Origin of the sequence: Bacteroides sp. OM05-10AA (assembly GCF_003439055.1) — a bacterium.
GTDB classification, from domain to species: Bacteria; Bacteroidota; Bacteroidia; order Bacteroidales; family Bacteroidaceae; genus Bacteroides; species Bacteroides intestinigallinarum.
The window spans coordinates 1-19992 of sequence record NZ_QSUR01000025.1; the positions used below are offsets into that span (position 1 = coordinate 1).

A 19992-nucleotide genomic window follows, 5' to 3' on the forward strand; every position below is an offset into this window, starting at 1 on the left:
AAAGTAGGAAGAAAACTACTTCGTTTTCCTCCTACTCGATTTTTCTTCTCTATTTCCGACTCTTGCGGAAAGTTTAGAATGTAATATCCATCTTTACAACAAAAGTACGTGGAGCGGCAACTGCCATCGGGCGATAGCTATATTCCTTATTCAGCAAGTTGTTTACCATAAACTGGAAAGCAACCTCTTTCGTGGCTTTTACTCCAAGACGCATGTCAACGGTGGCATAGTCCGTATTGTGCTTTTTCCAGTAGCTCGCCAGACTTTCTCCTTTGGAATAGCCGAAAGCAACGCCACGAACATAATCCATCAGGTCAAGTTGTGTTTTCGGACGTTCATCCATCATCAGGTAGTCCACAGCGAGGATTTTGCTCTTCCAGGCAACGTTAGCACCCAGATTGATACGTTTCCACTGGAAATCTACCGTAGCTTTGAAACTATGCTTCGGACGATATTTGAGATACTTACCTGTGTTCGATTTCTCTTTCATCTGAAGAGGATCGGTATAAAGTCCTTCTACCGCATTGCGCTCCTGATAATCAGCATCGCGTGGTTCAGTATATACATATCCTAAATTATAGAACAGCTTCGTGTTCTTATTAAAGTTATAAACACCGTTTGTCGAGATTTCCACTCCGTAGATCTGGGCTTTCGATACGTTATGGAACTGTGCTCCAATACCGAAACCTTGACCGTCAGTTAACATTCGGACAGCATCGCCGATACTGTTAATCATCGTATAATCGGCATTATTGAAGAGCCCGAACTGGAATTCAACCATGTCTTTATACTGTGTATAGAATCCGGCAACATCTACAAATCCCTGGAAATTGCCGATTTTGTATCCTTGCTTAATCCCCAATTCCGCATTAAATCCTTTTTCCGGCTTAATGTCCAGATTCGGATAAACACCGACTCCACCGATATCCTTGCGCAGGTATTTTTCATTGATGGACGGATTACGGTAACCTTGACCGAAGCTGGCACGGATAAAGCTGTAATCGGCCAATTGATAATTTAATCCTGCACGGAATACCGGACGGAACGGAACCTTGGTTCCGAAGATCTTTGTTTCCGCTTCGCGATGATGATTGTTCACCCGATAATATTCGGCACGCACACCGGCAGATACACTCAAGCGATCCCAGAAACGCTGGTCATACTGGAAGAAAGCGGCTATGTTATCGCTTTTATAGACCTCGTCCATGATGGCGGAATCATAACGTACATGCTCATAAGTGGCTCCCGTAGTGATTTGCGCACCACTGTCCCATTTCTTGTTGAATTGATAGTCGAGATAGTAGTTCGTACTTTTGTCAGTCTGCGTTTTCGGAGTGTTTCGTGTTGGGTTGAGCACACCGGATACCCAGGGGATCAGATCACTCGGTAACTGTCCGTTCGCAAGTTCGCCCAAATCACCGGGTACCCCGTTGTCCATCACCCAGGAGATCAGATCGCAATAATCGGCAGTTGTTGCATTCGGGAAAATATTGCCCAATGAGGTAAATACTCCATTCATGGCATCTTCCAGATTTCCGTTGATAAGTCCCGAACCGATACCTACCAAGGCCGGATAGAGCGAACTGTAATCACCGCCTGCAATATTCTGAATAGTCTGGGCGTCTGTTCCCATATTCCCCAGAATATCACCGATGGATGCTCCCTGGCTGGGGCGCATGATATTGTCGGCACTATAATAGAAACGGCCTTTAATCTTATGTGACGTACCATTCTCCGGATTTACGTAGTTGATAAACGGATCGATATGTAAGTTGTTGTCCTCCCGTCCCATATTGGTAAAAGGAGAGGGCTTGTACACTTCTGTCGGCGAACGCCAGATAAAGAAGTCTCCATATTGATTGGAAAGGAAATCGATATTGAAACCATAGTTCAACAGTTTCATTCCCATGTCCGGTTGATGATAGGTAAGGTTACCTCCCATACGGAAACGCTTGTTGTATCCCTGCTGACGGTATCCTTCATCGGTGAAAAGATTCATGCTCCCGCTGACATCAAAATTACCTATACGACGGGAGTGGGAGAGATCGAATCCTTCGTAAATTGGGTTTCGGACACCACTAAGAAGACTTCCGCGTAAAATAGGTTTGACCGAATATTTATCCTCTTTCCAGAAACTCTTGTCACTCCATTGGTATTCGTCATTTTCCGCATCACCATAGATACCTACGTATGCGCTGAAACGTGTTTTCGGAGTCAATCCCGGACGTGCGGTACGGATATTGATAATACCGTTCAGAGCCGACGAACCGTACAGTACGGAGGAAGCTCCTTTGATAACTTCAATCTGCTCGATATTCTCCAAAGGCACGGTGTTCCAGTTGATTTCTCCTGTTTTGGGATTTAGCGTACTCATTCCATCCACCAGAATCTGGCTGCGTGCACCCACTCCGTAAGTCCATCCGCTGCCGCCACGTATAGACGGTTGTTTGTCTACGATGTCTACGCCGGGCAATGTACGGAGTGTGGAAGAAATGTCCGTTGGTGCCTGACGGGCAATATCACCAGCTTTCACTACATCCATAGAAACGGTAACGTTACTTAGTTTCTGTTCAAAACGTCCGGCACTGACCACTACTTCTTCCAGTAGTTTGGTGCTTTCTCTCATGTAAACGTCTTTGGTCACTATTTCACGTCTGTCGATCACAATAGGCATCAGCACATCTTCGTAGCCCACATAACTGAAGACCAGATCGACTCCGCCCTCGGGCAGTTTGATTTCATAAGCCCCGTTGATGTCCGACACGACTCCCTGATTACCCTGTAATTTGTACGTAACGGCTGCTCCCACCAATGGCTCATTGGTTTTAGCGTCATATATATGTCCTTTCAGCGTTTGAGCAAAACTGTTCCCAAGGCTGATGAAGCATAGTAGCAAAGTTAGAATATATATTTTCTTCATTGTTCTTGTATTTTCTTGTTTATAGAAGGAGACTTCTTGTTAGTTGTTGACTGTAAGGTCTATACCTATATGCAGTTTGGTGATGGTAGACCAACCCTTATAAAGCGGCATGATATAACTGTCGAACAGCATCGGACCAAAATTGGGAATACCTGCCATCAAAGGCTCCAGACTGGGGAGGAAAGGAATGAACGGAGTCAATGCATCTTTGGTTACGTACAGATAAGTGTGTCCGTCTTTCTTCTCCATTTGCATGGGGATTCCCTCTTTTATCCAGCCGAACAGCATTTGGAAAGTGGCGTTATCCAGACCTGCCAGCATGGATAATATGGAGTTATCCAGTTGACCGCTGATGGTACTTAATATATTCTTGAGTTGAACCGGATCTGAATTCAGGATAGCGTCTGTCAATAAAGCCATCAGATTCTGATCGATACTTTTCCCCTGCGATTTCATGATTTGAGTGATAATTGCCGGAAGATCCAGTTTCAGATAGAAATGATCGTTCTTCATATACCAGTAGGCCAGTCCTTTGGGAGATGGAGCATAAATCCGGTTTACCCCCTCCGTGGCATTGATAATATCCTGTTGCTGGAAACCTCCCATCGGATAAGGCAAGAATAACTTATACATAACGAATGTAGCGACTTTATTCATAGATTCGGGATCTTCCATGTTTATTTCACTGAACTTCTGCTCTCCCAGCATCATTTCATCCGTTGTATAATTGGCTGTGATGTATCCGTTAGGTTGTAAGGTGACGTCATCAAGAAGCTGTGCCAGAAGATAACCACCCATTCCTTTCACCAGTCCTGTCATGACCGCATAAAGGAAACTGCCATCACTGCTTAGTTCAATATCCATGTCTACATAAAGAGGTGCGGCAATCATTTTACCATCGGATTCCCCCCATTCGTACAGTCCGGTATCCGAATTGCGGATCATATCCTTTCCTCTGCCGTATATGATGTCGCTAAGTGCATAAGTGTTGGCCATTTGTGCGCTGTTCACCATCTTTATATTGGTCAGATTCACTGTCAACTGGCCGTTTTCTGCACGTCCGCTATAATTAAAGGTACTGCCGGTTAAGTTTCCTGTGCCGTTGCCGGAAAAAGAGTAACCGTTAGCATCTCCGGAAATAGGTATATCAGTCAGTTTGAGTGTTTCTTCTCCGGGAAATACATTATAAAAAGTAACATTAGCCGTTTCTCCTTTCACTGTACTGAAGTCGACTGCTTTGCCGGTCATTTCATCCCCATCATAAGTTAATGTCAGGTTGGATTTGCTCAAGTATTTATTCGAGTAATTCGCTGTTACGTCCACCGGGTCCGGTCCTGGATAGTCTTCACTACATGAAGTCATCAAACCTGCCGTTCCGATGAGGCTGCTTATAAATAGTATAGATAATTTCTTCATATTCTTTATTTCTTTCATATTCATGGTTGATGTTTATTTCAGAGGCAAAAGGCCTAGTCCCAAATCAATCGTATTGGCAGAATTCCATAGGTAAGGCAATCCATTCTCGTCATTTGCCATGAGGTATCCGAGTAGATTCTTGAAGGTCGCATTGCTCGCCATGCTTTCCGGAAGTAATCCTTCCACTATCGGCTGCAATCCGGGTAATAACTGAATGAAAGCCGTGGTCGATTCTTTGGCCAGATAAAGATTGGTATGCCCGTTCTCTTCTTCCATTATGTTAAAGACAATGCCCTCGGTGAGCAAGTAGAATACTTGCCGGAAACTAGCATCGTCCATATTAGCAATGATGCCGAGGAACTGATTGTCGAGTATGGCATTTAAAGTTCCAAGCAACTTTTTCAATTGAATAGGGTTCGACTTGGCAAGAGCTTCCGTAATGCCTGAAATCAGTCCCGGATCTATGGGAGTCTCACCGTCCTGGGTAGCCAGACCGATGATGGCCGGCAGATTGAGGTTCATCTTAATCTGTCCGTTGTTTGCTGCCCAAGTAATCAGATTGATGGGGGAAGCCGCCCATGTGCGATCTGCCAGCACACTGGTAATGTCGCTCTCTTTTAATGTACCAAGCATGAACTTGATGACAAATAGGGCAATCGTCCCCGTATCTTTATCGGGATCTATGTTACTGATAGGGATACTGCCAATGTATATCGGACTGGTAGTGTAATTGGCAATCACGTTACCGTCGGGTTGCAAGGTGACTGATTGAAGAAGTTGCGGGATGAAATAGCAAAGCGCATTCTGAACCAGTTTCATTCTCATGAACAGCGTGCTGCCCGATTTGGTTAATTCTACATCGTCCAGATGGACATAGAATGCTCCGGTCAATATTTCACTCGATGATTCTTTCCATACGTATTGTCCTCCACTGGTTCCGACAATCATTTTCTTGCCTTTCGTAAAGCCGGATAAACCGTAACTTTTTCCCCATTTACTTTGTGGCATTGCTACATTCAAATCCAGTTTCATCGTTTTCGGAGTGAGGGTTCCGCTGTAGGTCACCGTTGCCCCTTTCATTGTGATATTCTTTCCGCTGAATGTATAGGAATCTCCCTGTTCGCATAAATTGATTTGGATAGGAGTTGTTTTTTCTCCCGGAATAATGTCGTTCAGTGTGATGGTTCCTTTTTCACTGTCGTCTGTTTTGAAATCGACAGTTTTTCCAACAAGTTTTTCTCCGCTGTAGGTCAGGTTTAAAGTGGCTGGTTTGATGTATGAGCCATACTCCTGGTTGAGCTCTCCCGGCCAAAATAGCTTGTCATTATAGGTTTCCTCGCAAGATGTAAGGAGGAAAGCTGCACAAGCTACACAAAAAAGTTTTTTCAAAGTTCTCATTCTCTTTTAGGTTTTATTTTAATGTATTATTTAAAACTGTGCAAAGTACGGTTAATAGGTGACTGCTGTCAAGCTCCATTCTTGGGATTCAATGTTCTATCTTTGCTATTTTCTTAATAACATTCCTAATAAAGAAGAAAACAATGTTCTGTTTGTAATATATAATATACCATTTTTGAACTTGTTGTTTGGAATTCGGATGGAATGGATATTTTTGATAAACTAAAAAACTAAACGATGATAATAAACGACTCCTTTCCCAAATTTGACCTTCCGATTGATTTTATAGCAGATGATAGTATCACTGGGGCTATTTTAAACTATTACAGTAATTTCCCATGCAAAATAAAAGCCGGTGTCTTTGTGCTCTGTACCGAAGGGATGGTGAAAGCTACCATTAATTTGCTGGAGGTTGTCATTCGTAAGAATGATTTTGTAATTGTCCTTCCTAATTCGTTTATTCAGATACACGAAGTTTCGTCTGATACCCGCATTTCTTTTGCCGGCTTCTCATCCGATTTCATGCTTTCCGGCAACTATGTGGAAATCCTGCTGGACTCTATGCCTATGATCTTAAATAGCCCCGTCATTTCTCTGCAAGACGATATTGCCGGCTTGTATCGAAATGTATATCTTTTGCTGATTCGTGCTTATACACTTCCACATTCATTGGAAAATAAAGACATAATACGCTCCATACTGGCTATTTTTTTACAGGGAACGAAAGAACTGTATAAACGCTATGGCAGGAAGCTTGACGAACCTTTGAGAAGAGAGCAGGAGTTGTACAGGCAGTTTATACAGCTGCTGATGGCACATTATACCAGTGAGCATGAAGTGGCATTTTATGCAGAAAAGTGTGGAGTTACTGCAGCGCATTTCTCTAGTGCAATCCGAAGAGCAAGCGGATACAGTCCGTTGGCAATCATCACGGAGATTATTATCATGAACGCGAAAGCACAACTGAAAACCACCCGGTTGCCGGTAAAAGAAATAGCATTCTCTTTGGGCTTTAACAATCATTCCTTTTTCAATAAATACTTCCGTAAACAGGTGAAGATGACTCCGCTGGAATATCGCGAGAAATAAATCTTTGTTTGCTTAAAATTGTGCTATGCATAAAAACAGGATGTTTTATACATTTTCCTTGCTTTAATTAGAACCGATGTGAGGGCAGCAATTCAAAAGGAGCTTAAATGTTTGTTTGAAGAATGTGAAAAGGCAGCACTTTGCTGATAAATCATTCTTTTTGCACTAATCTTACGTCAGAATCGGAATAAATGAATCTCTCTTTTTCTGATGTATAGCTATTTGCCAGATCAGCAATCAACGAAGTTAGAAGTGAAATAGCTTGGAAACGACTCTTATTTCAATCTACAAATCCTTGCTCACCGATGAACGGTAGCTTGGTCGGTGAGCAAGGAGGCGTTCCTCACCGACCAAGGATACCTTTCATTAAAAGAACGGACGTTTTCATACAATGAAAAATGGTCTGTTTATCCTTTATTTATGCATAATAAGGGGTGTGATGTGCATATTCTTGCACTAAATTATGCATTTTATTTTCTATTTAATTCGATTTATTGCCATTGCTGAATAATAGAATCTTAAAAATAGAACAGAATATCCTATTGTCGGCCCAGTGGTGGAGGCGGCGGACATGGACCTGGTGGATGGGGATGGTAAACAGCAGTTTACCGTCGAAATCCGTTCTTTGGTCGATTCTATTTGTGATAAAGCAGGTTCGTTTTTATCTTTGTTTCGATAATCAGAAGCAATGAGGCATGAAAAGACTGCGTAAACAACACGTGCTGGAGCAGAGTATTTACGGAGCTATCTGGATCGTAATATTTCTTCTTCCGCTGATAGGCGGATACTTTGCCATGAGTGGAGGACTTGAACGGGAGGAAACCCGTATGGTGATCCGCGAATCATGGTTGAGTATCTTTCCTTTTTTCGTGCTTTTCCTGTTAAACAATTATGGGCTGGTTCCCTATTTCCTTTTTAAGAAAAGGTACTGGCAATATACTGTTTCGTTGATTTTTGTAATAGGAATGATTTGTTGGCTTTCTCCGTTTCCTTCTGCCAATCATTTCCCCAAAGATTTCAAGCGAGGAGAGTTGCCTCTTCGTATGAAGGAGAACCGGAGAGATCAGATTATTAAGATGAGAGAGAAAGCGAGGGAGGAAGGGGATGTACATTGGAATGAGTCCAATCCCGAACAACGTCCTAGGGGAATGGGAGATCCAAATGGCCCCGGAGGATTTCCAAAACCGACTCCTTTTCCTTATCCTCCTTTTGTACTCCGTTATCTCATTCATTTCATTATTGCCTTTTTGATGGTGGGATTCAATATCGCCATCAAACTTTTCTTTAAATCTTTCCGTGATGAAGAAATGCTGAAGGAACTGGAACATCAACGTTTGCAGTCGGAACTGCAATATTTGAAATATCAGATTAATCCTCATTTCTTCATGAATACGCTCAATAATATTCATGCGTTGGTGGATATTGATACGGGGAAAGCGAAAAGTACGATTGTGGAACTCTCTAAACTGATGCGTTATGTGCTTTATGAAGCGAGTAATAAAACGATTTTGCTTTCACGTGAGGTTCAGTTTCTTAAAAATTATATTGCCCTGATGAGTTTGCGCTATACCAACAAAGTATCTATTAAGATGGATTTTCCGGCCGAAGTGCCTGAAGTGCAGATTCCTCCTTTGCTTTTTGTTTCTTTTGTGGAAAACGCTTTTAAGCATGGAGTCAGTTATCGGAGCGAGTCTTTTATTCATGTTTTGATGCAGTTGGATGAGGGCAATCGGCTTTCATTCCGTTGTTCCAACAGCAATAATGGTTCGGCTGACGAACAGCATCATGGCATCGGACTCGAGAATATCCGTAAGCGGTTGAGGCTTTTATTTGGCAATGATTATACGCTTTCTATTACCGAAGAGGAACATAAATTTGATGTCTTACTTATTATACCTTTATTAGAATGAAATGTATAGCAATAGATGATGAGCCGTTAGCATTGACGCAGTTGTCGGATTATATATCCCAGGTACCTTTTTTGTCTTTGTTAAAGTCATGCCAGGATGCGTTCGAGGCAATGAAGATATTGTCCGAAGAGGAGGTTGATCTGATCTTTGTGGATATTAATATGCCCGATTTGAACGGATTGGATTTCATACGTTCTTTGGTGAACCGTCCGTTGGTGATTTTCACTACTGCTTATTCTGAATATGCGGTAGAGGGTTTCAAACTGGATGCCGTAGATTATCTGCTGAAACCGTTTGAGTTCCAGGATTTATTGAAAGCGGCGGATAAAGCCCGCAGGCAATTTGAATATCGTTTGTTGGAACAACAGGGGGAAATAGGAAATGCTTCGCAGATAAAAGGAGATTCATTATTCGTGAAGAGCGATTACAGAGTGGTTCGCATCGATGTGAAGAATATCCGCTATATTGAGGGGATGAGTGAGTATGTGCGTATCTTTGTGGAAGGAGAGGACAAGCCTGTAATAACGCTTGCCAGCCTCCAGAAAATGGAAGAACGGCTTCCCACGCATTTCATGCGGGTCCACCGTTCTTATATTGTCAATCTTCGCAAGATTACCGAAGTTTCCCGTCTTCGTATTATCTTTGATAAGAATACTTATATTCCTGTCGGTGATAATTATAAGGAGAAATTTACGGAATACATTGGGAAATTAAGCCTTTCTTAAATAATTATTTAATTCCCAGTTTTTTGGCAATTTCTTTAGGAAGTGCATCTTTATGCACCAGGATATTCATTGTCTTGTAGGCAACGAATGCTTTGGAAGCATACCAGATACCATCATATTTGCCTGATTTACCCCAAGAGTTTTTCACCATGAAGTATTCTTTTCCGTTCTGGTCTTTAGCGATACCGTAGATTACCATTCCGTGGTCGTCTGTTGTTTCCCAGTTGTCAAAAGCAACTTGACGCATTTCCTGGGTAATATCCTTTTCAGGGAAAGGTTTGGTGAATAGTTCTCTGCGTTTGTCGGCGGCAGTCAATCCTGTCCAACGGGCCATGTCTGAACCGGACAGTTCAGATTCTTTGGCTGCATCTGGCATTACGGCGATACCGTCACGTGAGAATCCTTGTTCGCTGACATCGCTACCCCATGCAAAGGTATAGCCTTTCTTTACAGCATTGTCCATAACAGCCATCAGTTCTTCGATAGGCAGGTTGTAAGACAGACCATTACGCCAGTTATCCTGAATTTCGATGGCGAATTGAGAATAGAACGGATGGTGTGTATAAGAAGTCAGTGATACATAGTCGTTATAGTTCAATCCAAGTGATTCGGCAAAAGTCTTCGGAGTATATTCTTTGCCTTTGTAGGTGAACTTCTCCGGACATGCTCCCAGGTAAGTGTCATAAATGGCACTTAGTCCGTTTTTCCATACCGGAGTCAGTTTGCTTAATTTACCTTTTGCAATCGCATTGATATAACCGGAAGCAACAGCATCCAGCTCATTATGTACCGGCAGCGTATCACCATACATAATACCCGGCATCACTTCTTGCGGAACGATACCATAATTCTTGATGCAATACATTACATCATAAAAACTTCCACCCGGAGAGAAAGAACTGTCACCGTGATAACGTACATAGTTTACTCCGCGATCCTGCATCGTTTTGTGTACAACAAACATTTCAGACAGGTCGTATTCACCTTTACCTAAACGAAGTAGTTCTGATTCAACAAATCCGAGAGTTGAGAAACTCCAGCAAGTACTCGAACGATTTTGGTTCTTGATAGAAGTTATCGGATTTTCTTTCACTGTCGTGAAAACAAAACCTTCTTCAGGTTTTGCATCTTGTGCCATAACACTTAGGCTGAACAGGCCTAAAGCAGCAATAAGGATTGTCTTTTTCATTCCTATGAAATTAATATTAAATTGTTTTGGCTACAAATATAGGAAAGTTTCACCACAGAGTACGCAGAGGACACAGAGTTTTTTATTATACATTGTTCGTTCTGTCATTCTGCGCCTGTCGAAGGTGCTCTTCTCTACGTATATATCAGGAGAGTAGATTCTTCGACTACGTTCAGACTATACCTTAATAAGAATATCTAAAGATGTTTTGAGCGAAGATAATGGCAGATCGAAAAAACTCTGTGTCCTCTGCGTCCTCTGTGGTGAGTCTTTATTGTATCTTGGCGCGGTAAGTTCGCTCGGAGAAAGTAATATTCAGGAACAGGGAAAAACAGTTTTCTTTCTGCATACCGTTAGGAATTTTCATCTGACCTTTATATTTCAATCCGAGAGAAAGGACATTATTATTGCGTAATCCGAAGTTAAGTCCGGTACTAACATAATATTCGGTTGCCTTTTTCTTTTGAATGACGATATAGGAATTATTAATACCTGTTCCCAGTAGGATGCTGACCGGATTACGATAGACATTGCCCAATGTATATCTTCCACCGACTGATAACCGGTGTTGATTCTCAAAACTGACATTGGATTGGGAAGATTGCATCCGGCTCCAGTCCACATATTTGTAGTCGATGGTTGCCATCCAACGTAGAGTGTTGTAGGAAGTTCCGAGCCCAAAGAATTGAGGAAGACATTGGCGATAGCGTTTCAGGCTTTTTTCAATATCATCTCCTCCCGAACTGCTACTAACGTATAAGTTATTATCCTGCTTAAAATCCTGCGAGTAACCATATACGGCACCGGCAACGAAAGAACGTTCGCGGTCTATAGCCCATTTATACTGTACGCCGAAATCCGCATAAAAAGTATGTTTGTAGGAGCTGGTTTCTTCTGTGGCAGTACCTTGCGTCTCCGTTTGTGTGATGGTCCCCGTCACATAAGAGAGATTGGTGCCGACAGAAAATCCTTTTCCGAAAAGGTAAGCCGTACTGATACCCATCTTGGAGAGTCCTCCTTCACCCTGAAAGAGAGAAGAGATGGTACCCCCATTGGTGCCTGCCACCTCTTCATCCAGCGTGATGGCATATCCTACACTGCTGACGGGAGCCATGAAAATAGCTCCATACCAGCGTGGAATAATCCGGCAGCCGATACTTAGGTTATTCAGATTCCCGGTGACAGAACGGTTACTTGCTCCTCGTTGCGAATAAATCTGGTATGCTCCCATGATACCGGCATCGATCTGGAAGCGTTGTTCGGTCAACTCTGTGAGTGAAGCCGGATTGGCACTGTTCAGGAAATTATTTCCTCGCAATGCAATGCCTGTACCGCCCAGTCCGGCATATTGCCCGCCTTCCCCGGTAGAAAGCTCTCCCAGTCCGAACATGGAAGTAGGGGAGTTCGTTGTATTTTGCGCAATAACTATAGAGACAGGAGTATAGAATGCCAGAAGGCAAAACAAAATCTTTTTCATTGTTGATAAGTTTTGTAAAGTATGATAAGTTTGGTATTCTTTTTATTGGCGGTATGTTCTCCGTCGCCGAAGATAACGCCTTGAAGTGTGGTATAGAACAAGTTGTCCGGAAGAAATAATTGTAGTTTCTGACGATCATATCCGGTAGTTCCCAGGTTTGTTTGCAGGAAAGAGGTGATGTCAAAAGAGTAATAAGTCTCCTCATAAGACATCTCGTCGACTATCAGGTTCCCGCTTTGTACGGAACTCCCGGTGAGGTCGGTGATTACGCTTTGCGTCACATTTTCATTGTTGGCGGTGTAGAGAGCCAGGCTTTTGGGTAACGGGTACATGCCGTCATAAGTTCCTTTCACCGGATATAGCTGTAACGTTGCGCTTTCGATAGTCACAAGCTCTCCTTTTTCGCAGAGATTATTTAAATGTGGGAAGTCGATGGTGACATACATACCGGTCATTCCCTGCAGGTAAACCTGATGCTCGCTTTTTCCGGAAGAGTATTCATTACCGTCTCCACTTTGCAGGTTGGCTATCGGGGTGTTTGAGCGGTCCTGTTCTATTTTGTTGTAAGTCAGCGTGCTGCTTGTATTGAAAACCAGTGTTTTTTCGTTCAGTGTTTCCGTAATCTGGTGATAGTAGACCGTGATGCACATACTGGAGTCGTTGACTTGAAATCCGCTGATACAAGCGTCATTTGCATCGGGTATAAAAGCAATTCCCTTGAAATAATCATGGAAGAAATCTTGGGATTGTACCCATCGTCCATCATTCAGCATCAAGTTGAACCATTCTTCTCCCCATGCATCCGGCAATCGTATTTCCAGTTCCTCGCTCGGTGAGCCCGGGGTAGGACGAAAGTCGAAAGATGCCAGTGGAGTTTCGTTGTAATAGGCAGTAGTAGTGTTGTATAGGTACCCTCTATCGTCCAGTTCTATATTCTTTGTCAGTTCATGCAGATGAATGCGTTGGGCTTTTAGTGTATCTCCCAGGTAATTGCCCGAAGAATACAGGCGTATGGTGATCGAGTCGAACTCATATTGGATGTTTTCATCAAAAGAATAGGAAGGTACTTCATACTCTGCGTAAAAAGAGGCGGTAATTTTCCCCCATAAGTTGTCGTCACGGTATCCTATCTGGCAAACCGTATCTCCCGAAGTGGCTATGGAGTCGCTTAATACTGTACTAAGTAATACCGTACAAGTGTCCATCTGTTCGTTGAGGAATGAACTTTGTACCCATTTCGCTCCTATGGACGATGAATCGTCTACACAAGCGAAAAAAGAAAGAGATATAAAGAATGAAAAAAGTAGTATGATTGACTTCATGTAGTAAAAATGAAATTGGTTTTGTAGCGGCAAAAGAAGAGGTTTTAAACAGTCCTCCAAAAAACTATCGACTAAATCTCTGTATTTGTCGACCTGAATTTTGTTGGTAGATAGAATGTCTTTATTTGTCGATAGTTTTTTTATGCGTGCCCGTTGCCGCCTACATTTGCGGTTGTAATCAACGACATATTTATGAATACGAAAATGAATAAATTACTTTGCATGATGGTGGTGCTGCTTTCATTGGCGGCATGTACGGATGATACTGAATATACGGCAGGTGTGTGGTATCGCCGTTCTGATTTTGATGGTGTGGCGCGTACGGACGCAGCTGGTTTTACGATTGGTAACATAGGGTACCTCTGCACCGGATACCGGGGGAGTACTAAAGACCGTTTGAAAGATTGTTGGGCGTATGACATTGAGGCTAATTCGTGGACACAGTGTACATCAATGCCCGATGCAGCTCCAGCCCGGAATGCAGCTACAGGTTTTGCAGTAGGTACCAAAGGATATATTGCTATCGGTTACGATGCGACAAAAAAGGATTATCTGAATGATTGCTGGCAGTATGATCCTGCCACGAATTCCTGGAAGGAGATGGCTTCTATTCCGGATGGAACTGATGGGACTAATATCTATGGTAAACGGTATTATGCGCTTTCTTTCGGCATTGGTCAGTATGGGTATCTGGGTACAGGTTACAATGATAATTATCAAAAGGATTTCTGGAAGTTCGACCCATCGGTGGGAGATAAAGGAGAATGGACAGCCATGAGTGGATTTGGCGGACAGAAGAGAATGGGCGGTATGGCTTTCGTCATAGATGATATAGCTTATATCTGCGGCGGTGAGAATAACGGTTCGGATGTGACGGATTTCTGGTGTTTTAATCCGGCGACGGGTACTTGGAAAGAATTGCGCGAACTTTACGATAAGAGTGATGATGATTATGACGACGATTACACTTCTATCGTCCGCTCTTATGCTTGTGCTTTCGTGATCGATGGTAAAGGATATATTGCTGTAGGGCAGACTGCTGGTGGTAGTTATCGTTCCAATTATTGGATTTACGACCCTCTGACAGACCTCTGGGATGGGGAAGATTTGACAGATTTCGAAGGAAGTACACGCTCGAAAGCCGTATGCTTTTCTACCGGAAAACGAGGAGTTATAGCTACGGGAGGAGCTTCTACTTATTATTATGATGATACTTGGGAGTTGAAGCCTTATGAATATGAAGAGAAATAAAAAAACAATAGGTATTAGTTGCTTTGTCTTGCTGCTTTTAGTGGGAATCATATATGGGTATATGCATTCGATAAACATATATCGGTTGGAAGTAACCCGGATTGAAGGTAGTGGATACGGTTATAAGATTTATGAGAGAGAGCGTTTGATAATTGTTCAGCCTTTTATCCCGGTTGTATCCGGGAAAAGGCCTTTTCAATCGGTGCAGGATGCCCAATGTATCGGAAACTTAGTGCTGGAACGGATGAAAGCCGGAAAAGAATTTGCCATATCAAAGACCGATCTGGATAGCTTGGGAATCGTGTATTAGTGCCACTTCGTTGGCACAGTTATGCCACCGTATTGGCACGACTGTGCCAACATGGTGGCATTGTTGTGCCAATACGATGGCACAAGGTAAAACGTTAAGTGTAGATTATTTCTTTACTGCTTCTTTGGATGCTACTACATAATCTTCTTTGATAAACTCATCATACACACGCTTTGGATGATCGAATGGTGCGGTCCCATTCTTCTGTTCATTGAAATTTTCCCGGCGGAATTGTTTCAGTTTCAGGTTATCTTCTGCATATTCTCTCAGTTTCTTATGCTCGTTTCCATAAAGTGAGCTTTCGGTCACATCAGAATTGAGCAGATTTTCTTTGGGAGTAATAGTTGGTAGGAGCACTTGTTCCAACAGACCACGATAGGCACCGTTATATTCGCACCATACGATATCGTTGGTTACAAATATACGATAGGAGTACTTAGACCAGGCAGTTTTGATTTCAATAGATGTAGCATAAATTTCAATGGTAGCTTCTGAACCATACGCTTGGTCACGGATCACAACGGTCGTCCGACCGCTAAGTTCTTCCTTCACGGAAGTTTGCCATTTATCGGAGTGTAGGATTTCTTCGATAATTTCCGGCAAATTTTCTTTAATCTCAAACTGTATTCTCATGGTGCTTGCCTGCGGGCAGGACTTTTTTGATTTTTTCCTCCTTAAACAATAAAGCTAGCCTAAAGTTACATAGATTGAAGCAAAAAAACAAGATTTTATTTGAGAATTTGCTGTTTTTGCCAAACTATCTGCCTTTTTCGTTTGTTTTTATAATAAATATGCACAAATCGTAAAAATAGAGTTTATGCGGAATAGGGCCCGGAAGAATTATGTCATTTATGTACTGATGTTGCTCCTGTTTGGAGGGTTGATTTATGTCGCTATTGAAGAGGGTGACCGGTTTTCGCACTATGCGATAAATGCGCATAACGTGGCACAGGGGGACCCTTTCAGCCTATTTCTTCAGTTTATACAGGACAATATTCATCATCCGCTCTCCACCTTGTTGATTCAGATTATAGCTGTATTGGTGATGGTGCGTCTTTTTGGCTATTTATTTAGCCTGATTGGGCAACCGGGAGTGATTGGAGAGATTGTTGCCGGTATCGTGTTAGGACCTTCCGTGCTCGGTTTTTTCTTTCCGGATGCTTTTCATTTTCTCTTTCCGGCCCACTCGCTTACCAATCTTGAATTATTGAGTCAGGTGGGACTGATACTTTTTATGTTTGTGATCGGTATGGAGCTGGATTTCAGTGTACTGAAAAATAAGATCAATGAAACGCTTGTGATTAGTCATGCCGGAATTTTGGTTCCTTTCTTCCTGGGTATTTTGTCTTCTTATTGGGTATACGAAGAATATGCCGCCGACCAGACTCCGTTTCTCCCGTTTGCTCTGTTTATAGGTATTTCGATGAGTATCACCGCCTTTCCGGTATTGGCGCGTATCATTCAGGAACGGAATATGACTAAGACTCCTTTGGGCACGCTGACTATTGCTTCTGCTGCCAATGACGATGTGACGGCTTGGTGTTTGTTGGCAGTGGTTATCGCTATTTCCAAAGCGGGAAGTTTTGCCAGTGCACTGTATTCAGTAGGGCTGGCAGTAGTTTATATTGCGGTCATGTTTCTGGTAGTTCGCCCGTTTTTGAAGAAGGTGGGAGAGGTGTATGCCAACCGGGAAGCAATTAATAAAACATTTGTGGCATTTATTCTGCTTATTCTTATTATTTCCTCTTGTCTGACGGAGATTATCGGTATTCACGCCCTGTTTGGAGCTTTTATGGCAGGGGTGGTGATGCCATCCAATTTGGGTTTCCGGAAGGTGATGATGGAAAAAGTGGAAGATATTTCTTTAGTCTTCTTTTTGCCTTTATTCTTTGCCTTCACCGGGCTACGTACGGAAATCGGTTTGATAAACAGTCCGGAGTTGTGGATGGTATGTTTGCTGTTGGTGACGGTTGCTGTTGCCGGTAAACTGGGTGGATGTGCCATCGCTGCCCGTCTGGTGGGTGAATCGTGGAAGGACAGTTTAACGATAGGAACATTGATGAATACGAGGGGATTGATGGAGCTTGTAGCGCTGAATATTGGTTATGAAATGGGAGTTCTTCCTCCGTCTATATTCGTAATTTTGGTCATTATGGCGCTAGTTACGACCTTTATGACTACTCCTTTGCTTCATTTGGTGGAACATATTTTCGTACGTCGGGAAGAAAAATTATCTTTGAAGCACAAATTGATATTTTGCTTCGGACGTCCGGAATCCGGGCGTGTATTACTTTCCATTTATAATTTGTTATTTGGAAAGCTGTTGAAGAAAAATCATTTGATTGCCGCACACTATACGGTAGGCACGGATTTGAATCCGTTGAATGCCGAGCATTATGCCAGCGAGAGTTTTGCTTTGCTCAATCAACAGGCTGCGAAATTGAATATCCAGGTGGATAACCATTATCGGGTGACGGACAAACTTGTACAGGAAATCATTCACTTTGTCCGTAAAGAACATCCTGATATGCTGCTTTTGGGAGCCGGAAGTCATTACCGTTCGGATATGCCGGGGACTCCGGGGGCTATTTTATGGTTAACGCTTTTCCGGGATAAGATTGATGATATTATGGAGCAGGTGAAGTGTCCGGTGGCTGTGTTTGTCAATCGTCGGTATCGGGAAGGTGCTACGGTCAGTTTCGTACTTGGTGGAATGATTGATGCTTTTCTTTTTTCGTATCTGGAGAAGATGTTGCAGAACGGGCATTCGATACGTCTTTTCCTCTTTGATACGGACGATGAAGAATTTCGCGGATGTATAGATGATTTGCAGGCACGTTATCCGGGACAAACGGTTATAGTGTGGTTTGAAGGAGTTGAAGATTTAGTGACTAAAGAGAAAGACGGACTATTGATAATGAGTCATCTTTCTTATACGAAATTATCCGAGGATGAGGCTGTGATACGAGAATTGTCGTCTCTGCTGGTGATCCGCCGGAATAAGAATACGGGAGATAAAAATGAAGGACTTGAAAATTGACGAATCTACGGGATTAGTGTTGGAAGGCGGGGGAATGCGTGGAGTATTCACCTGCGGTGTACTTGATTATTTTATGGATCATGATATCCGGTTTCCCTATGCGATAGGAGTGTCTGCCGGTGCGTGCAACGGATTGTCGTATGCATCACGGCAACGGGGACGTGCCAAGTACAGCAATATCGACTTGTTGGAGAAGTACAATTATATCGGTCTGAAACATTTGCTCAAAAAGCGTAATATTTTGGATTTCGATCTATTGTTCAATGAGTTCCCCGAACACATTCTTCCTTATGATTATGAAACGTATTTTGCTTCACCGGAACGTTTCGTGATGGTGACTACTAATTGCATCACGGGAGAAGCCAATTATTTCGAAGAGAAAAAAGACAGGCGCAGGGTGATCGATATTGTCCGTGCATCCAGCAGTCTCCCTTTTGTGTGTCCTATCACTTATGTGGATGAGGTTCCTATGCTTGATGGGGGAATCGTAGATTCCATACCTCTGCAAAGAGCTATTGCGGATGGCTGTACGAGAAATGTTGTGGTACTTACCCGTAACCGGGGATACCGGAAAGATTCGAAAGATATTCGTATCCCTTCGTTTGTATACCGGAAATATCCGAAGTTGCGTGAAGCGTTAAGTTGCCGGTGTGCTGTTTATAATGAACAGTTGGAAATGGTGGAACGCATGGAGGATGAGGGAAAGATTGTCGTTATCCGTCCTTTGAAACCTGTAGCTGTAGACCGTATAGAGAAAGATGTGCAAAAGCTGACAGAGTTTTATAAGGAAGGGTACGAATGTGCGAAAGGTTTATTTTCACTTTGACTTTGTATATTGCTTGGCAGCCTTTTCCAATTTCCGACTCATTAATTCGACCAATGTCTTGGGATAAAGAATTTCTATTCCGTCGACATATCCGAAGAATACCCGTTCTAACTCATGGTTGATTACGACTTCAATTTCCAGTATGACGCTTCCGTCGGGTAGTCTTTCCACCAGTTGTTGACTGCGATGTATAGGCTTGGTTATGATGTAAGGTGCTTCGGCTGCCGCTACTTTGAAACCAACTTTCTCTGCTACGCTTCCGGAGTTTTTGGTGACACCTACCAGGTCGTCAAAGAACGTATTCGGATCGAAGAATGTATTTTTGATATAGTGTTCTTGTGGCAGAACTTCCAATGATTGTATTCTGTCCAAAGCTAAATTTTGCAATATTCGTCCGTTTCCTCTGACTCCATAAACGAACCACCGGTTGCGATATTCTTTTAATAGATAAGGATAGAAAATAAAGCTATTTGCCGAACGTGCTTTGAACGAACGATATTTGAGTTGTATCGGGTGCTCGTTGACGATCGCATGATAGATGGTATCCAGATAATCCAGTCCTTTCAGTGATTCATTCTTTTCAAAGTCAATGACAGGAGTGGTTTTCATCCGGGCAGAAGCAACATGATCCTCCAAACGGTTGATTATCTCGCTCATTTCCGTGAAATAGGAGAAACCTTTAAATTGTCGCAGCACTTCCACTGCTTCCGACATCATTTTCAGGTCTTGTTCGTTCAGTGGGGTTTGCGTGATACTGTATTCGGGATCTTCATATTTATAGTATTTATTCTCGTACACCACAATAGGAGCATTATAGCCTAACTTTTCGCTACGCATCATCTGTATATCCATTTGTACTGTCCGTTTGCTTATCCCTTTATCAATACCTTCATATTCATAAAGAGCATCCGAGCAGGCGTCTACCAAGTCTTCCAACGTCCAGCGTCGATACGGATTACGCAGACAGTTATCAATCGTTTTATAGCGGATTAAGGCATTTCTATTTGCTGGCATAAAGTAGAAGAATAAAGATTTGCTTCAAAAGTAGAAAAATTAATTCAGGAAAACAAAGAGGTTATCTGTCTTTATTCGACTCTTCTTGCCTGATAGAAAGAATAT

General features: G+C 42.6%; 15 protein-coding genes. 7 read left to right on the plus strand and 8 right to left on the minus strand.

Annotated elements, in window-relative coordinates; all coding sequences use genetic code 11:
* Positions 1-73: 73 nt before the first annotated feature.
* Genes DXB58_RS18305 through DXB58_RS18315 form a run of 3 tightly spaced genes read right to left on the minus strand, consistent with a single transcriptional unit; the run spans position 74 to position 5734 of the window.
* Positions 74-2920: a TonB-dependent receptor gene (locus tag DXB58_RS18305; RefSeq protein WP_122137784.1), complete on the minus strand. Its 2847-nt coding sequence runs from the start codon at positions 2918-2920 to the stop codon at positions 74-76.
* Positions 2921-2959: 39 nt separating this feature from the next.
* Entirely contained in the window at positions 2960-4336 is a 1377-nt protein-coding gene (locus tag DXB58_RS18310) for a DUF4925 domain-containing protein (protein WP_233527319.1), read from the minus strand.
* A 33-nt stretch (positions 4337-4369) separates the two neighbouring features.
* Complete coding sequence (locus tag DXB58_RS18315; protein ID WP_122137786.1) at positions 4370-5734, minus strand: DUF4925 domain-containing protein; 1365 nt, start codon at positions 5732-5734, stop codon at positions 4370-4372.
* A gap of 237 nt (positions 5735-5971) precedes the next feature.
* Between DXB58_RS18315 and DXB58_RS18320 the strand changes: the two genes are divergently transcribed.
* The 3 genes from DXB58_RS18320 (at position 5972) to DXB58_RS18335 (ending at position 9458) form a co-directional block, all read left to right on the plus strand.
* Entirely contained in the window at positions 5972-6823 is an 852-nt protein-coding gene (locus DXB58_RS18320; RefSeq protein WP_122137787.1) for an AraC family transcriptional regulator, read from the plus strand.
* A gap of 695 nt (positions 6824-7518) precedes the next feature.
* Positions 7519-8733 (plus strand): sensor histidine kinase, encoded by a 1215-nt coding sequence (locus DXB58_RS18330; protein ID WP_122137789.1) that lies wholly within the window; start codon positions 7519-7521, stop codon positions 8731-8733.
* Complete coding sequence (locus tag DXB58_RS18335; RefSeq protein ID WP_122137790.1) at positions 8730-9458, plus strand: LytTR family DNA-binding domain-containing protein; 729 nt, start codon at positions 8730-8732, stop codon at positions 9456-9458. The genes DXB58_RS18330 and DXB58_RS18335 overlap by 4 nt, the downstream gene beginning before the upstream one ends.
* Before the next feature lie 4 nt (positions 9459-9462).
* On the opposite strand, the gene DXB58_RS18340 is transcribed toward DXB58_RS18335, so the two are convergent.
* The 3 genes from DXB58_RS18340 to DXB58_RS18350 form a co-directional block, all read right to left on the minus strand.
* Complete coding sequence (locus DXB58_RS18340) at positions 9463-10647, minus strand: aminopeptidase C (RefSeq protein ID WP_004301007.1); 1185 nt, start codon at positions 10645-10647, stop codon at positions 9463-9465.
* 271 nt (positions 10648-10918) lie between these two features.
* Positions 10919-12124 carry a hypothetical protein gene (locus tag DXB58_RS18345; protein WP_122137791.1) on the minus strand — a complete coding sequence of 402 codons (1206 nt, stop codon included), beginning with the start codon at positions 12122-12124 and terminating at the stop codon, positions 10919-10921.
* Positions 12121-13446, minus strand: a complete 1326-nt coding sequence (locus tag DXB58_RS18350) for a DUF4270 family protein (protein WP_122137792.1) — start codon at positions 13444-13446, stop codon at positions 12121-12123. Before DXB58_RS18350 ends, DXB58_RS18345 begins: the two co-directional genes overlap by 4 nt.
* Before the next feature lie 192 nt (positions 13447-13638).
* Between DXB58_RS18350 and DXB58_RS18355 the strand changes: the two genes are divergently transcribed.
* Positions 13639-14697, plus strand: coding sequence for a kelch repeat-containing protein (locus DXB58_RS18355; protein WP_233527320.1), 1059 nt, complete (start codon positions 13639-13641; stop codon positions 14695-14697).
* The gene (locus tag DXB58_RS18360) at positions 14678-15007 is read left to right on the plus strand and encodes a DUF4907 domain-containing protein (RefSeq protein WP_122137793.1); all 330 of its coding nucleotides are present in this window, start codon (positions 14678-14680) and stop codon (positions 15005-15007) included. Before DXB58_RS18355 ends, DXB58_RS18360 begins: the two co-directional genes overlap by 20 nt.
* A 105-nt stretch (positions 15008-15112) precedes the next feature.
* Here DXB58_RS18360 and DXB58_RS18370 read toward each other — a convergent pair whose 3' ends face one another.
* Complete coding sequence (locus DXB58_RS18370) at positions 15113-15640, minus strand: hypothetical protein (protein ID WP_122137795.1); 528 nt, start codon at positions 15638-15640, stop codon at positions 15113-15115.
* A gap of 184 nt (positions 15641-15824) precedes the next feature.
* Here DXB58_RS18370 and DXB58_RS18375 point away from each other — a divergent pair, with 184 nt between their 5' ends.
* Both DXB58_RS18375 and DXB58_RS18380 read left to right on the plus strand, forming a co-directional pair.
* Positions 15825-18047: a cation:proton antiporter gene (locus tag DXB58_RS18375; RefSeq protein ID WP_122137796.1), complete on the plus strand. Its 2223-nt coding sequence runs from the start codon at positions 15825-15827 to the stop codon at positions 18045-18047.
* Entirely contained in the window at positions 18028-18873 is an 846-nt protein-coding gene (locus DXB58_RS18380) for a patatin family protein (protein WP_122137797.1), read from the plus strand. The genes DXB58_RS18375 and DXB58_RS18380 overlap by 20 nt, the downstream gene beginning before the upstream one ends.
* Here the strand turns inward: DXB58_RS18380 and DXB58_RS18385 are convergent.
* Positions 18865-19887, minus strand: a complete 1023-nt coding sequence (locus tag DXB58_RS18385) for a YafY family protein (RefSeq protein ID WP_117935904.1) — start codon at positions 19885-19887, stop codon at positions 18865-18867. The genes DXB58_RS18380 and DXB58_RS18385 overlap by 9 nt on opposite strands.
* Between the last annotated feature and the right edge of the window lie 105 nt (positions 19888-19992).